This is a genomic window from Hymenobacter piscis, assembly GCF_018760735.1.
Classification (GTDB): Bacteria; Bacteroidota; Bacteroidia; order Cytophagales; family Hymenobacteraceae; genus Hymenobacter; species Hymenobacter piscis.
In genome coordinates, this window is sequence record NZ_JAHHZN010000034.1 from 12,793 (window position 1) to 28,702 (window position 15,910).

Consider the following 15,910-nt stretch of genomic DNA (forward strand, 5'->3'; position numbering starts at 1 on the left):
GCTACCCAGGGTTGACCGCCGTCGCGTGGGCCTGCCGGAGCCACCGGCGCAGACCGGCTGGCGCCAGCACCTCCACCTCCGGGCCGTAGCTGAGCAGCTCCATGCGCAGGTCGTGGGTATCGTACACGGTCAGGTTGAGGCAGATGGCGTCGGCGGTTTCTGAAACCAGCTGCTGGGAGGTGTGTAGCGGGAAGCTCAGCACGTAGCGCCCCTGGACCGGGGCGAAGCGCAGCCGAATCAGCTGAGGCTGCTGGCCGTCGGTGGGCCGCGTAATGCCGAAGCAGTGGGCGAAGTAGGTGGCTGGGTCGAAACCGGCGGGCGGCTGGACGCAGCGCGTGGTGGGCGTGAGCTCCCGAATCCGGTCGAGGCCGAAGCAGGCCAGGTAGCTGCTACTTTCCATTCGGGCCAGCACGTACCAGCGCCCCCGGAACTCGCGCAGCAGCAGCGGCCCGATGGTGCGGGACGCGGGCTCATCGTCCCAGTGCTTCTGGTAGCGCAGCTCTACTACCTGCCCCGCCTGGGCCGCCCGCAACAACGGCCGCAGATACTCCAGCCCCGCTGGCTGCCGGTCCTCGCGTTGCACGTACGGAGCCAGGGAGGTTGGGAGCCGTAGAAACTCTCGCAACTCCAGAGCCTCCAGCAGCGCCTCGTGGCCGGGCGGCAGCGGGTCGGTTTCGGCCAGGTAGTAGCCTTGGCGCCGCCGGCTACGGATGGTGAGGCCGAAGAGCTCGGCAATCTGCCGCTGGTCGCGCTCAAACGTGCGCCGGGAGTAGCTGCCCCGCAAATCCCCGACGCTGGTTTGCTCCAGCAGGTAGCGTTGCAGTTTCTCAAATAACACCGGCTGTCCCGGAAACCGTTGCAGCCGCCGCACCAGAAGTAGGTGGCGCTGAGTGGTGGCGTGGGTGGGCATAGGTTTAATGCCTCTTAACTGGCTGCTATGCTGTTGTCAAATTCGTTGAGAACTGCATCAAAATATTTATCAATATCATTTCGCCATAAATAGCCAGGATGGTAAGTGCGGAGGGCAAGATCCACATTTTGTAAAGATAATTTAGCTAACTGTCGAGCAATAAAGTCTTCATTAACAGTATTCTTGTGTGGTTTGTCGAATACTTTATCAATAACGGAATCGTAATTAGGGCCTGTCAAAAATAAGACTAGATTCGGTTTTAATATTTCGAGTTCTTGAGGAATAACTGAAAAGTATTCTCGCTCTACTTCATGGATATTATATGGTGGGAACCCTATGCTTTCATGCTTGCCAATCTTAGTTATGTTATTCCATACTAAAGCAACAGTTTTTTCAGGGTGACGCTCCTTGAGCAACTGTAAAAACCTGCTCACACCATTCCAAAACTGGCCTCCATATCCCCAACAGTCACCCGAATTAAAAAATAGATCATAATATCCGATAATCGACTCCATATTTTTATGGAATGAATCATACCAACTATTCGTTTCCTGACCAAAAATCATAATTTTTATGTCAGCGCTTTCATAAGACTCTTCATTACCCACTTTAAGTAGCAGCGGACAAGCAGGGATATCTTCGTTCGCATCATCTGTCAAAATAGGAGTCATTGAATCGACTAAATCTTGCCATTTAGAGGCGTACAAAGCCTTTAGATCATCATTAAAGTTGTTCATATTTAAGTGTTTGAATTTTTTGCGTTTAGTTGGTAAGGTAGTAAATCAGCTGCTTCATCCAACAATTCTAGCACAACTCCATTAGAACTTTTTTTCCAGCCCCGCCTCATCTGTCACCAGAACCCGCCAGCCGCGGCTCTCTGACTCCGGGCCGATGACACCGGCTGCGACCAGTTCATCCAGCAGCCGGCCGGTGCGGTTGTAGCCTAGGCCAAACTGCCGTTGCAGGAGCCAGCCGCCGGCCCGGCGACGCTGTACAAACAGACGGGCGGCGGCCTCGAAGTAGAAGTCGCGGCCGGTGACGTGGCTGGTGGCGGGTGGCGCTGGCTGGAGCAGGCGAGGTGGCCGGGGCGGCAGCGGCTCGGAGGAGTAGCCGAGCAGCACGCCCACCCAGAGCTCGGTGGATGAATCAGGTTGCAGGCCGTGGCCGAAGATGAGTTCCGTTTGATTGTCGCATACTGTCTGGCGGAGATACTCCGTGATGGTGTTCAGCTCGTCCATTTCCAGCTCTGTAGTGGGTTGGGAGAGAATGACCAGCAGGGCCGTAGCTGCCGGGCCGCCGGGCTCCGGGCCGAGGTGGCCGGCCTGAGCCAGCTGCGCCACGTGTTGAGCAGCCCGGATGGCGCGGCCGGGGCCGCTGGTGCCGGTGCTGCCCACCCGCAGGCTCGTGGCGGGGCGCAGCACCGTCCGGGCGTCGTCTTCGTCCACATTGGAGTCAGCTTCGGACTGGAGTACCACGCACATGTTGGCCAGCTGTTGAGCCAGCCGGGCACGTTGGGCGGTATAGTCGGGTATGGGAGCGAGGTGGCGGTGGGCTTCCCATTCGGAGAGTAAATTATCGGCGAGGGTGGCAGCGGAGGTCATGGCATCGGGGGTGAGCGACAAAGGTGGCAACTCAGGCCGCCAACGCGTGTCGTTTTCGAATAGGCGGGTAAATTTATTCTTCCGGCTGCGCTCCAAAGACCATAATATCATTTCCGGCTGAAAACACGTAACGGCGCGGTTTTCCCGTATTTTGCCACTTCAAGCCGCTCCTTCTATGAAACTGTTCAAATCCGCCGACCTTATTCGGAAAAGCAAATACATCAGCCGCGACCTGAGCTGGCTGCGTTTCAACTACCGCGTGCTCGACCAGGCCCGCGACACCAGCCGCTCCCTCTTCGACCGGCTCCGGTTCATGGCCATTACCAGCAGCAACCTCGATGAGTTCTTCATGATCCGGGTGGGCTCGCTCTATAACTATATCGACTACGGCAAGGAGCGGGTGGACTACTCCGGCCTGCGCGAAATGCCCTTCCGGCGCAAGCTGCTCGACTTTGCCCACCGCTTCGTCAACGACCAGTCGCTCACGTATTTGAACGATTTGAAGCCGGCCTTTGAGAAAAACGGCTTCAATGTGCTGGGCATGAACGAGCTCACGGAGCTGGAAGTGAAGAAGGCCGACGGCTTCTTCAAGAACACCGTGTTCCCGCTGCTCACGCCCATGGTCTACGATTCCTACCACGGCTTCCCGTTGATGATGAACCAGATGCTCATCTTCGGGGTGGTCACGCGCACGGGCTCGGGCGATATTGAGATGGAGAAGGGCCAGGAGCGGCTCACCTTCGTGCAGATTCCGCAGAACCTGTCGCGCTTTTTTGAGCTCACCCGCCGCGACAAAGTGATGTTCGTGCCGATTGAGGAAATCGTGCGCGCCAACCTCGACAAGTTGTTCCGCAACGTCGAAATCCTGTCGGCGGATATGTTCCGTATAACCCGCAACGGCGACTTCACGCTGGAAGAGTCCGACGACATCGACGCCAACTTCATCAAGGAAATCCAGTCGGGCCTCAAAACCCGCAAAAAGGGCCGCGTGGTGCGCCTGGAAGTGGAGCCCAACGCCTCGGCCTTCCTGATGCAGGTGCTGCGCGAGCGGTGGAACATTGATAACGGCAACGTGTTCGTCATCAACTCGCTCATCGACATGAAGGGCCTGCTGCAGGTTCTCAAGCACCCCAGTTTCCGGGGCAAGGGCTTCAAGCAGCCGGCCCCGGTGGCCCCCTTGAGCCTGCCCGAAGAGCTCGAAGACGGCAACATGTTCGAGTACCTCAAGCACCACGATGTGCTGCTGCACCACCCCTACAACAGCATCGACCCGGTGGTGCGGCTGCTGGAACAGGCCGCCGAAGACCCCCACGTGCTGGGCATCAAGCAAACCATCTACCGCCTCGCCGACGACTCGCGGGTAACGGCGGCCCTGCTCAAGGCGGCCGAAAACGGCAAGCACGTCTCGGTGCTGTTCGAGGTGAAGGCCCGCTTCGATGAGGAGCGTAACATCCGGGAAGGCTCACGGCTGGAAAAGGCCGGCTGCTTCGTGATTTACGGGGTGAGCAAGTTCAAGACCCACACCAAAATGCTCATGATCATCCGCAAGGAGGGCGAAAAGGTGACCCGCTACGTGCACCTGGGCTCGGGCAACTACAACGAGCAGACCTCCCGCATCTACACCGACGTGAGCCTGCTGACCACCAACGACGTGTACGGCCACGACGTGTCGGAATTCTTCAACGTGATAACCGGCCACAGCCAGCCCGACGAGTACGAGTACCTGATTACGGCGCCCAAGGACATGCGACAGCAGCTCATTTGCCTGATTCGGGAGGAAGTCAAGAACGCCAAGAAGGGTTTGCCCAGCGGTATCGTGATGAAGATGAACTCGCTGGAAGACAAGGAGATGATTGACGAGTTCTATAAGGCCAGCAAGGCCGGCGTGCCCATCCGCCTGGTGGTGCGGGGCATCTGCTGCCTGCGCCCGGGCCGGGCCGGGCTGAGCGAGAACATTGAGGTGCGCAGCATCGTGGGCGACTACCTGGAGCACGCCCGGCTGTTCTACTTCCACCAGGCCGGCACCCCCTGCGTGTACGCCGGCTCCGCCGATCTGATGGTGCGCTCCTTCGACCGCCGCCTGGAGGCCCTGTTCCTGATTGTGAACCCTCAGCTCAAGCGCGAGGCCATCAACATCCTCTATTACAACCTTCAGGACAACCAGAACACCTACGTCATGCGCGAGGACGGGGCCTACGTGCGCCGCACCCCGGCCGAAGACGAGCCCATTTCCAACCTGCACAAGGAGTTCTACAGCAAAAGCTTCGTGCTCGTGCCCGAAACCTCCCTCTACGACGAGTGGCTGTCGTTGGCCACCATCCGGGCTTCTTCCCAGGATGCCAACGCCCAGCCCACCGACGCGGTTGTGGTGGCAACGCCCGACATCCTGCCCCGGGACCAGGGCGAAGCGGAGCTCGAACCCGAAAGACTCCAGGAAGAGGTGCCCATGAGCGCCGGCCCCGGCTTCGACGCCAGCGAAGAAGCCGACCTGGCGTAGTGGTGCATGAGTGACTCGGTGAATGAGTGAGCTGGATTGCTTCGGCTCCGCCTCGCCATGACAGAACCATCACTCATGCACCACTTCACTCATTCACCGTTTCACCGCTATTCCACCTCCGAGGAGCGGCTGGGGACGGTGGTTTTGGGGCAGCCGGGGCGGTGGTCGTCGGTGGCGCGGAACTCGTCGAAGTGCTCCTCGAACAGGGTTTGCAGCATACCGTCCTTGAGGCCGATGTCGGGCACCTGCATCTGCGTGATTTCGGCCCATTCCATGGCCGAGACGTAGATGTGGCCGGCCGGCACGATAACGTCGGCGCGGTCGGGGTTGAGCAGGGCCACGTTCACGCGCTCATCCATGGTCATTTTGGTGATGCGCTCGAGCACGGCGGCGATGCGCTTGCGGGTCACGGGCTGGTCCATGGCGCCGGCCTGGGCCATGCTGTAGAGCTTGTTGATGTTGCCGCCCGTACCAATGGCCCGCGACACGTGGTAGCGGCGGCCGTTCTCCTTCACCCAGTCCTCCATGCGCTGCCAGGTTTCGCGCATGGCCTCGGTGCTCAGGCCCGCTTCTTCCTGCTGCATGCGCCGGATGCTGCCTACCTCAAACGACTGCGAAGCCACTTTGCGGCGGTTGTGGTAGATGTTGAACTCGGTGCTACCCCCGCCCACGTCGATGTGCAGGTAGTGCTTCTTGTCTTCGAGCAGGTGCTCAATCACGCGGTTGATGTAGAGCGCCTCGTCCTGGCCATCAATGATGCGGATTTCCATACCCAGCTCCTGCCGGATGCGGGCGGCTACCTCGGGGCCGTTTTCGGCGGTGCGCATGGCCGAGGTGGCGCATACCAGGTAGTGGTTGGGGGCCACGTCGTGCACCTCCATGAGCAGGCGCAGGGCGTGCATGAACTTGAGGAACTTGTCCTGCTTCTTCTCCGAAATGCGGCCGGTGGCAAACACGTCCTCGCCCAGGCGCAGGGGGTAGCGCACGTATTCCACTCGCTTCAGCCGGTACCGGTCGCCGTGGTGGAGCACCGCCGAAATCTGGCAGCGCACGGCGTTGGATCCAATGTCAATAGCGGCTAGTTTGAGTAAAGGGAAATCCATGCAGCGCGGAAAAAGGGAAAGAAGTTGCGCAAATATAGCGTTTCGGGGCCGGAGCGGGCCGTTACTGACCAGCGGTTAAAGCAGAACTGTCATCCTGAGCGGAGCGAAGGATCTTATCAGGCTGGAACGGGTCGTTGTTACGGTCGTTCCAGCCTGATAAGATCCTTCGCTCCGCTCAGGATGACAGTTCTGGTAGTTACGCCCTACTGGTCAATCCGGAAGCCCAGGCCGAACTGGAGCAGGTTGTTTTCCACCGATTTCTGGTAGGAAACCGAGAAAGCCAGCTGCTCCGACACGGGCGCGATGTAGAAGCCCGCGCCGTAGCCCTGGTGCCAGCCCCCGGGCGAGTCGCCCCGGAAGTACACCCGGCCCCGGTCGTAGAAGCCGAATACGCCGTAAGAGAAAGGCAGAAACGACGTCTGAACATGGCCCAGGGCCAGCCGCAGCTCGGTATTGAGGTAGAGGCTGGCGTCGCCGCTGAAGCGGTTGCGGTAGAAGCCGCGCAGTCCCTCGCGCAAGCCCAGGCTGGCGAATTTGTAGAACGGAATGTCGTCGTCGTTGCCGTAGTTTCGGGCCCCGCCGCCCTTCACCACCAGCGTCACCGGAATCAGCAGGCGGGCTGTGCCGTAGTAAGTGGCCGAGCCCTGGGTGAGGCCGAAGCGGCCCTGGTTACCGCTGAGCTGCTGGTAGGAATCGTGGCGGGCCAGCAGGCGAATGCCGCGGTGGGCGAAGCTCTGCCGGTCGCGCAGATCCAGATCGAGCAAAGCATTCAGGCCCACCAGGCGCTGGAAATCGGTGTTAGGACGGATGTCGCCGGGCGCGGGCGTCTGCGTCACGAGGCCCAGGTAGCTGTCATTCGCGAAGTCGTTGTTGTAGTACTCGTAGGTCGGGCCCACGCGCAGCACGCTACGCTGAAAGAACGTGCGCTCGAAGAAAGCATTCAGCTGGATGCCCTTGTAGCGGGCCCGGTAGAATCGGTTGTCGTACTGGTCCTGGTCGAGGGCCGTGTTGTTGCCCAGGCCGAAGAAGTTGTAGAACGGAAAGTAGCTGCCGTAGCTGAACGAGGCGCCTACATCGACCTTGCCGATGGCGTAGCGGTGGCGGGTGGTGGCCGTGAACTGGCGCTGACCGCCGGTGCTACCCTCGAGCAGGAAGTTGTACTGGTTCTTATAATCGGGCTTGCGGAAACCCTGGCGCAGGAACGTGACGCCCGCGCTGGCCGTCAGCCCGTCGTTGCGGTTGTAGCCCAGTCCGACGCTAGGGCGGTAGCTGTTGAATTCGAACTGCTCCCGGTCGTAGGTATTCACGCCGGGCCGCCGGGAAGTGCGGTTGTCGGCTTCCGGACCCAGCGCCAGGTCGGTGTCGGGCACGTCGTACACTTTGGTCAGCGTGCGCAGGCCGCTCACCCGGGAGTCGTCGGCCACGCGGTCCTGGCCGGCCCCGCCAATCACGCGCACCAGAATGCTCCGGTCGGCCGTGCCCGTAACGGTAAACACGTCCTTGCCATCGAGGCCGTAGAGGCTGATTTCCTCGGTTTCCCGGGGCCGGAAGGTGCGGTCAAAAAGGGCTGGGCCATTCGGGCCGTCGCCGTCCTTGGCCTTGTCGAACAGCTGCACCCGCACGCGGCCGTCGGGCTGGCGGTTTACCTGGAACACCTCGGCCTTGTTGGAGCCCACCACGTCCACGCGCTTGGCCAGCAGCAGGTAGTAGCGGTCCAGGGCCTGGGGCAACTGCTGAATCCGGGCCTTAAGCTTGCGGTTCAGCTCGTCGGCCGACAGCGTTTTCAGCTCGGGAGGGAGCGTGGCCGTGGCCTCGTCGATGGCGGCCGGGGTGATGCGCTCCTGCAGATACCTGGCAATTTCCTGCCACTGCTCCCGGTTCAGACTTTGGAGCAGGAACCGGTCGAGGTGGCGGGCGGGCCAGTTCAGGCTCTTCATGTCCTGGAACTCGTCCTGGAAGCCTTCAATGCTCGGCAGGGCCCATTCGCGGTTGGCCAGGTAGGTCAGGGCGCCGTTCCAGAGGGTAAACGCCTGGTCCCGGTCGCGCGGAATGGGCTTGTACACGGTCTTTTTGCCGTCTTCGTAGGCCGCCCACTTCCAGTTGTCCTCGTGCTTGCCGAAGTCGGCCACCAGCATATCAAAGGCCCGGGCCCGGCCCAGGGCCACGGCGTCGATGCGGTTGTCGTTGTCCTTATAGAGCTGGCGGAAGAAGCTGAACGAGCGGCGGATATTGTCGGCCTGGCCGAAGCCGGGCAGGTTGGGTTTGGGGTCCTGGGGGCGGTCTTCGAGGGTGCCGAGCAGGCCGGCGTACTCCGCGCGGTAGGGGCCGAGCTGCTGGTTGTCGGGCAGCACGAACAGGCGGGGCCGGGCGTGCAGGATGTCGGTTTTATCGAGCAGGGAGCTGATGACCAGCGCCGAGTAGGGGTGGGCCGTGGGCGTGATGTCGCGCAGCACGTCGGCGGCGAAGGAAGTGCGCAGCTCGGGTGGCAGAATCCGGGTCACGTCCTTGTCCACCGACCGGAACACGTACTCCGAGGAGTCGGCGGCAATGAGCTTGAGGGAAGTCGTCTGGCGGCCGCCGCCCCGCCCAAAGGCGCGCAGCCCACCGCGTTCCGTGTTCAGGTCCAGGGTGCGAACCGCCACGGGCTGGGTCCAGGAGGTGCGGTAGGCGGGCCCCAGCCAGAAGCGGGAAGAGCGGGTGCCGGCGTACTGCGCCCCGGCCGGCAGCCGCTGAGTGGTCTGGAACGGGGCATCGGGCTTGAGCTCCACTGCGCCCCGCGGAGCCGAAGGGCACTCGGGAATAAAGCTGTTGACGGCCACGTTGGGCAGGCGCGGCTCCTGGCAGGCACTCTGGAACAGGGTGCCGCTGAAAGCTTCCCGTACCGCCTCGGCGCCGGACTTGCCGGCCCCTTCATCAAAAGTAAAAAACGTGGTTTTCACCGTGCCGTCGGCGTAATAGTCCAGCTCCGAAAATCCTTCGGTGGCAGCGTTGTACTGCGACTGGCCGTTGGTGGCCACGTGACGGGCTTCGGCGAAGGAGCCGGCTACGAGGTGGAAGCTGCCCTGCCGGGGTGTCAGCTGGAGACTGTAGTCGTGGGCGGCGGCGTACACGGCCCCCGGGTGGTCGCGCAGAGTGTTCAGGATTTCCTTCTGGAACTGCTGGTAGCGCGGGTTGGCCAGGTCGCGGGGCGTGCCCACGTTCTGGCGGTAGGCTGCATCGATGGCGCCCACCACCGGCGGCCACAGGTAGCGCCCGGCCGGCAGGTGGCCGCCGTATTCGCCATTGCTGACCACGGGCTGGTGGCCCACCACCAGCACATTGCGGCCTTTGGTCTCGTCGAGTACGTCCTGGAGCTGCTCGCGGAATTCCTCCTGGGTCAGGGTTTTGCAGTCGGTGTCGGGGGCCTCGGGCTTGTCGTAGGGGTGGGTGAACCAGGGCGAGTTCAGGGCCACCAGGCGCACCAGCGGGGCCACGTCCACGGTGTAGGGACCGGGACAGCCATTTTCCGGAACGAAGGTGTGCTTGCCATTGTGCTCCTCAATGTACTTTTCGAGGCGGCGCACCCGCTTAAGGCCGTCGGGGCCGGAATTGGCCCAGTCCCGGTCGCCGGGCACGAAGTAGAGCTTGCCATTAGGAAGCCCCTGCACCAGCGCAATCAGGGCATCGATGCGCTCAGTCTGGCCGCTGCGGCTGGAATCCTGCCGGCTACCCAGGCCCTCGGGGCCCACCACGTCGCCGAGGTGGACAACGGTGAAGGGCCCGGTTTGCTGCTCCAGCGTACGGCGCAGCGCCTGTAGGTGGCGGGCCGGCAGGGTGGCGCCGGCCGTGTTGCCCAGCAGAAACACCTTGTGGGCGGGGGAAGCGGACTGGGCAGAAACCGAAAGCGCAGCCGCCAGGCCCAGCCCGGTCAGTAATACGCGCGAGTAACGAATCGACATGGCGAGGGGAGAGTAGAACCCGGTCGTACGTAAATATCCGCAGCGCAGTCTGATGGATTCCTACTCAATTTTTCGGGCGGTTCGCGGTGGCCGGCGGCCCTGCCCCGTGCCACAGCCGCTGGCCCAGCAGCAGCAGGGCGCAGGGCAGCAGCACTCACTGCACCTCGCTGCGCAGCACCCGCACCGCTCCGGTGGCCACCCCGGCCGCCGCCAGCAGCGAATGACTCAGCCCCCGGTGGCCCCAGCAGCTGGCGTAGGCCACGTGAAACCTGAAGCCGATGACGTCGGCGTCGGGCAGAAAGGCGCAGGCGGCGGCCAGCAGCCAGTAGGGCCAGTAGCGCCGCTCGGGTAGCAGCAGTCTGCCCAGCGTAGCACCCAGGGCGCAGTGGCCGATAAGGGAGGCCATAGAAAGATAGGTGGCGCGGACTTCCGTTTGTACCCCCCCCCAAATGGGGCTTCAGGCGTAGATCTTACGTCAGCAGCTCCCGCAGTTCTGCGGCCACGCGCGGCACGCCGGTGGTGGCGGGCTCGGTGATGAAGTGCAGGCGGGCGCGGCCCGAAACCGGCGGGCGGCCCGGGTCGATGATGTAGATGGGCGCGGTACGGGGCACGTAATCGACGAGGCCGGCGGCGGGGTACACCTGCAAGGAGGTGCCGACGACCAGAAGCACATCGGCAGTCGCGACTTCGTGCAGGGCCTGCTCCATCATCGGCACGGCCTCGCCGAACCACACGATGTTGGGGCGCAGCTGGTGGCCTTTCTCGCAGAGTTCTCCCAGCTCAATCCGGTCCGAGCGCATGGGATACACCAGTTCCTCGTGGCGGGAGCTGCGGCTTTCCAGTAGTTGGCCGTGCAGGTGCAGCACCCGCGAAGAGCCCGCCCGCTCGTGCAAATCATCCACGTTCTGCGTCACAACGACCACCTCGAAGGCGTCTTCCAGGGCTACCAGGGCACGGTGGCCGGCGTTGGGCTGGGCGGCCCGGGCGGCGGCCCGGCGCTGGTTATAAAACTCCAGCACCAGGGCCGGATTGGCGGCCCAGCCCGCGGGCGTGGCCACGTCCTCGATGCGGTGGTTTTCCCAGAGCCCGTCCGAGGCCCGGAAGGTGGCCAACCCGCTCTCGGCCGAAATCCCGGCCCCGGTTAAAGCGACAATTTTCTTCATAAGAGGGTAGGGCGAAGTGCTGGAGAGGTAGTCGTAAAGATATCAAGCCCCGTCCTTCCTCTCTCCACTTTATGCCCAGAATATCGGAAGGACAGCTACTCGAACCGGCCGAGCTCGGTGCTGCGGAAGGTCCATTCCGGGGTTGAAACGCGGTTGGCGGCGGGGTCGAGGTAGAACCAGGCGCCGAGGCCGGTTTCGTCCCAGACGTTCCGGAGCACGTGCATCTGCTGGGCGGGCATGTAGCTCTGGGCCAGCAGGGCCACCCGGCGCCCGGTGCGGGGCTGGGTGGCCACGTCCAGCACCAGCACGGCGTGGCCTGGCGAGCCGCCCCGAATCAGCACGTCGCCGGGCTGCACCTGGGCCAGGGGCGTCGGCTGTAGTTCCTTGCTCAGCGACAACGTGCCGGCGTAGGTGAAAATCTGGTCCAGGTAGCGGCGGAAATTGGTGTGGGTGGGCGCTTCAGCCGGCCGCCGGGCGGGCGTCACCGCGTTGCCCACCACCCGGAAGCCGGTACCGGAGTACCAGTCCCGGAACCCGATATCGTCGCCGCTGGTCAGGTGAAAGTGAACCTGGTCGGGGTTCTGACTGAACAGGTACTCGGCCCGGAGCCGAATCACGGCGTCGGCGCACTGCTGCAGGTCGCGGGCGCCCACGTCGAGGTCGAGCACGGCCGCGTGCACATCCTGGCGGTCCTTGGGCTGGCCGTTGTAGAGCAGCACGGGCGTACCGGCCGGCAGCAGCGGCAAATACCGAAGCCACTGCCCGAACGAGCCCTCCGCCACGGCCACGCGCTGGTAGCCGGCGGGCGGCGCAAACCGGGCCGCCACCGTCCGGGCCGGTTGGTAGCGCCCCTTCGGCAGCCAGGCGTAGCTGCCGGGAGCCGGCGCGGGGGCAGTAGTAGCAGTCGGGTTCTGAGCGGGTGGATTGTCGGCCGTTTCGGCGGTGGTGGAAGCTTCGGTGCAGCACAGCAAGCCGGGTACCAGTAGCAGGATAGCGTACTTCATGATGGATAAAATCAGACGGGAATAGGGTAAGCGCACAACGCAGAATCCGGCTGCATATTTCAAGCGGGTGTAAACATAGAAAAAGCTCCGGCCTGGGGCCGGAGCTTTTCAGAATATTAAAGTAGTCAGCTTAGGATTTGGCTTTGCCGGGAGCCTTCTTGGCCGTAGTGCCGGCCGCTTTTTTGGCCGGGGCTGCTTTCTTGGCGGCGGCCTTCTTGGCCGGCTTGTCAGCCGCATCCTCGGCGGTGGGGGCGGCTTTCTTGGCGAAACGGCCCCCGCGGGCGGGCTTGTCGGGCGTGGCCTCGGCCAGCTCCAGGCAGCGCGCCAGGGTCAGGTCGGCGGGTTCCTCGCCCTTGGGAATCTTCACGTTCTTCTTCCCCGCCACAATGTAAGGTCCGAAACGGCCGTTGAGCACCTGGATGTCCGGGTTTTCGGGGAAGGACTTGATGAGCCGCTCGGCGTCGGTTTTACGCTTGGTTTCAATCAGCTCAATGCCTTCCTGGGCCGTAATGGTGTGCGGGTCCTGCTCCTTTTTGAGGGAGTAGAACTTGCCGTCGTGGCGGATGTAGGGCCCGAAGCGGCCCAGCGCCGCCGTCATGTCCTTGTCCTCGAACTGGCCCACGATGCGCGGCAGCTTAAACAGGTCCAGGGCTTCTTCCAGGGTGATGTTCTCAATGAACTGGCCCTTGCGGAGGCTGGCGTATACCGGCTTCTCGTCCTCGGGGGCACCTTCCAGGGGCTCAATCTGCACGTAGGGGCCGTAGCGGCCCAGGCGGGCGGTGAGCTTCTGACCGGTTTCGGGGTGCAGGCCGATTTCGCGGGTGCTGCCCAGGGTGCTGCGCTCAATGTCCTGGCCCAGCTCCACGGTTTTGTGGAAAGGGGCGTAGAACCCGGTCAGCATGTCGGTCCAGTTGTCGAGCCCGTCGGCAATGCGGTCAAACTCGTCCTCCACCTTGGCCGTGAACTGGAAGTCCACGATAGTGGGGAAGTGCTCGACCAGGAAGTCGTTGACTACCATAGCCGTATCGGTGGGGAACAGCTTGGCCTTGTCGGCCCCGTAGGTTTCGGTTTTAAGCTCCGTTTTCACCTCCGAGCATTCCAGCGTGAGCACGTGGAAGCGGCGCTCCTTGCCCTCACGGGTGTCTTTTTCCACGTAGCCGCGCTTCTGGATGGTGCTGATGGTGGGCGCGTAGGTCGAAGGTCGGCCGATGCCCATTTCCTCCAGCTTTTTCACCAGCGAAGCTTCCGTGAAGCGGGCCGGGGGCGAGGCAAACCGCTCGGTGCCGCGCAGCTGTTGCAGGGGCAGCACCTGGCCCACGCTCAGGGGCGGCAGCCCCCGCGAAAACGACGATTCCGTGGTTTCGTCCTGCTCCTCGTCGTCCTCGTCCTTGCTTTCGGCATAAGCCTTCAGAAAGCCCTCGAAGGTGATAACCTCGCCGCTGGCCGTGAGCGTTACGCCGGGCTGAGTGCTGATGCCGATGGTGGCCACCGTGCGCTCAATCACCGCGTCGGCCATCTGCGAGGCCATGGCCCGCTTCCGGATCAGGTCGTAGAGGCGCTGCTCCTGGGAGTCGGCACCGGCTTTGAGCAGGGTGAAGTCGGTGGGGCGGATGGCTTCGTGGGCCTCCTGGGCCGAGGCCGACTTGGTTTTGAAATGGCGGGTGTGGGCGTAGTCGGCGCCGTAGGCGGCCGTAATGGCGTCCTTGGCCGCGGCAATGGCGTCTTCTGACAGGTTGAGCGAGTCCGTCCGCATGTAGCTGATGCGGCCGGCTTCGTAGAGCTTCTGGGCCACGCTCATGGTCTGGGCCACCGAGAAGCCCAGCTTACGCGAGGCTTCCTGCTGGAGCGTGGAGGTAGTGAAGGGCGGCGCGGGGCTGCGCTTGCCGGGTTTCTTCTCCAGGTTCTCGATGCGGTAATCGGCACCCACGCAGCGGGCCAGGAAGGCTTCGGCCTCCTCGCGGGTCTTGTAGCGGGTGGGCAGCTCGGCTTCCAGCACGGCCCCGCGGCCGGCATCGAAGCGGGCCACGATGCGGTAGGCCGAGGACGTGGTGAAGCTGTTGATTTCCCGTTCCCGGTCTACCACCAGGCGCACGGCCACGCTCTGTACCCGGCCGGCCGAGAGGCCGGCCTTTACTTTTTTCCAGAGCACGGGGCTCAGCTCGAAGCCCACCAGCCGGTCGAGTACGCGGCGGGCCTGCTGGGCGTTCACCAGGTTCAGGTCAATTTCCCGGGGGCTGTCGATGGCCTTAAGGATGGCGTTCTTGGTGATTTCGCGGAACACGATGCGGCGCGTTTTGCCCCCGCCGGTCAGGTTCAGGGTTTCCGACAGGTGCCAGCTGATGGCTTCGCCCTCACGGTCATCGTCACTCGCCAGCCATACCACCTCAGCCTCCTTAGCCAGTTTTTTCAACTGGCTGATAATCTCGCGCTTATCGGGCGAAACGACGTAGGTAGGCTTGAAACCGTTGGCAATATCAATGGCGTTATTGTCCTTGGGCAGGTCGCGGACGTGCCCGAACGAGGACCGCACCACGAAGTCCTTGCCGAGGTAACCCTCAATGGTTTTGGCCTTGGCGGGGGATTCGACGATAACTAAATTTTTGACCATAGGGGTGGGGGAACGCTAAGCATGTTTCAGTAGGAAACGGGCAGGGCAATGCAAAAGTTGAATTTTGCCGCAAAGATGCTGGAATAATCCGGCCTTCCGGTACGAGGCCCGTCAGATAGTCATCAAACCCTGCCCTTCTATGGGAGTAGCGACGCCCGGCAGATCGGGCAAGGACTTCATTTCCGGATAGTTAGTCTTTTTTGGCTGGATGATGGCGGCAATAGTGCCCAAACGGGCAGTTCTGCTACCTTTGTCAGTCCCGGAACCCCACCCCCGGAAGTTCCGTTTGTGCACTGCCTTCCCTTCGCAGGCTTCGCCACCCTTACTCGTTTATGGCTTCAGCAAAGACGCCCAAAACCACCCGCCCGGCCTCGGCCGCCCCGGTGGCTACCGAACCAACTGCTCCGGCTTCCACCAGCAGCTCGGCCAGCTCCGCCAGCGCTTCCCGCCTCAACCGGGCCAGCGGCAACCACACCCGCAAAAGCGGCACGGTGAGCCCCGTGCGCCCCGGGGCCCAGGACGCGGACTACATCAACGACCAGCTCAACCGGGTGCTCTACGCCCTTGACGCCTTCAAAAAGGGCGACGTATCGGTGCGGCTGACCAAGCAGAATGACGACATCTTCGCTGAAATTGCCGAAGCCTACAACTCCATGGTGGAGATGATTGGCGGGGTCGGCGGCGAGGTGTCGCGCATTTCGAAAGTGGCCGGGGTGGAAGGCAACCTGAAGGCGCGGGCATCGGGCGAGAATGCCGCCGGGTTCTGGCGCGACATGATCAACAACATCAACGGCCTGGTGGATAGCATTGCCGTGCCGGTGCTGGAGGTGGGCAAGGTGCTCAAGAATATCAGCCGGGGCAACCTGGACGAGACCTTCCAGATTCCGGTGTCGGGCGACTTTAAGGTGATGGCCGAAACCATCAACAAGACCATTGACAACCTGAACCTGTTTGCCGGCGAGGTAACGCGGGTGGCGCAGGAAGTGGGCACGGAGGGCAAGCTGGGCGGGCAGGCGTCGGTGCCGAACGTGGCCGGCATCTGGAAGGACCTGACCGACAACGTGAACTACATGGCCTCGAACCTGA

Annotated in this window: 11 protein-coding genes; 2 read left to right on the forward strand and 9 right to left on the reverse strand. The window is 62.6% G+C overall.

Translation table 11 applies throughout. From position 1 onward, the window contains the following. Position 1: 1 nt before the first annotated feature. The 3 genes from KLP40_RS20305 to KLP40_RS20315 all read right to left on the reverse strand — a co-directional run bounded on the left by KLP40_RS20305 (position 2) and on the right by KLP40_RS20315 (position 2,511). Complete coding sequence (locus KLP40_RS20305) at positions 2 to 910, reverse strand: helix-turn-helix transcriptional regulator (RefSeq protein ID WP_215595672.1); 909 nt, start codon at positions 908 to 910, stop codon at positions 2 to 4. A gap of 14 nt (positions 911 to 924) precedes the next feature. Next, positions 925 to 1,647: a hypothetical protein gene (locus KLP40_RS20310; protein ID WP_215595673.1), complete on the reverse strand. Its 723-nt coding sequence runs from the start codon at positions 1,645 to 1,647 to the stop codon at positions 925 to 927. Between the two features lie 81 nt (positions 1,648 to 1,728). Continuing rightward, positions 1,729 to 2,511, reverse strand: coding sequence for a DNA translocase FtsK (locus KLP40_RS20315; protein WP_215595674.1), 783 nt, complete (start codon positions 2,509 to 2,511; stop codon positions 1,729 to 1,731). A gap of 175 nt (positions 2,512 to 2,686) precedes the next feature. Here KLP40_RS20315 and ppk1 point away from each other — a divergent pair, with 175 nt between their 5' ends. Continuing rightward, entirely contained in the window at positions 2,687 to 5,008 is a 2,322-nt protein-coding gene (ppk1, locus tag KLP40_RS20320; protein WP_215595675.1) for a polyphosphate kinase 1, read from the forward strand. Between the two features lie 107 nt (positions 5,009 to 5,115). On the opposite strand, the gene KLP40_RS20325 is transcribed toward ppk1, so the two are convergent. The 6 genes from KLP40_RS20325 to topA all read right to left on the reverse strand — a co-directional run bounded on the left by KLP40_RS20325 (position 5,116) and on the right by topA (position 14,824). Further along, the gene (locus KLP40_RS20325; protein WP_215595676.1) at positions 5,116 to 6,111 is read right to left on the reverse strand and encodes a Ppx/GppA phosphatase family protein; all 996 of its coding nucleotides are present in this window, start codon (positions 6,109 to 6,111) and stop codon (positions 5,116 to 5,118) included. A 203-nt stretch (positions 6,112 to 6,314) separates the two neighbouring features. Continuing rightward, positions 6,315 to 10,049 carry an outer membrane protein assembly factor gene (locus tag KLP40_RS20330; protein ID WP_215595677.1) on the reverse strand — a complete coding sequence of 1,245 codons (3,735 nt, stop codon included), beginning with the start codon at positions 10,047 to 10,049 and terminating at the stop codon, positions 6,315 to 6,317. Positions 10,050 to 10,203: 154 nt separating this feature from the next. Then, a complete protein-coding gene (locus KLP40_RS20335) occupies positions 10,204 to 10,455 on the reverse strand; it encodes a metal-dependent hydrolase (protein WP_215595678.1) in 252 nt (83 codons plus the stop codon). A 64-nt stretch (positions 10,456 to 10,519) separates the two neighbouring features. Then, the gene (locus tag KLP40_RS20340; protein ID WP_215595679.1) at positions 10,520 to 11,212 is read right to left on the reverse strand and encodes an SIR2 family NAD-dependent protein deacylase; all 693 of its coding nucleotides are present in this window, start codon (positions 11,210 to 11,212) and stop codon (positions 10,520 to 10,522) included. Positions 11,213 to 11,307: 95 nt separating this feature from the next. Further along, the gene (locus tag KLP40_RS20345) at positions 11,308 to 12,216 is read right to left on the reverse strand and encodes a DUF4846 domain-containing protein (protein WP_215595680.1); all 909 of its coding nucleotides are present in this window, start codon (positions 12,214 to 12,216) and stop codon (positions 11,308 to 11,310) included. Positions 12,217 to 12,346: 130 nt separating this feature from the next. Further along, positions 12,347 to 14,824 (reverse strand): type I DNA topoisomerase, encoded by a 2,478-nt coding sequence (gene topA, locus KLP40_RS20350; protein ID WP_215595681.1) that lies wholly within the window; start codon positions 14,822 to 14,824, stop codon positions 12,347 to 12,349. Positions 14,825 to 15,156: 332 nt separating this feature from the next. On the opposite strand from topA, the gene KLP40_RS20355 reads away from it, so the two are divergent. Next, positions 15,157 to 15,910 (forward strand): HAMP domain-containing protein (locus KLP40_RS20355; RefSeq protein WP_394370049.1); only part of this gene is annotated, 754 nt, incomplete at its 3' end.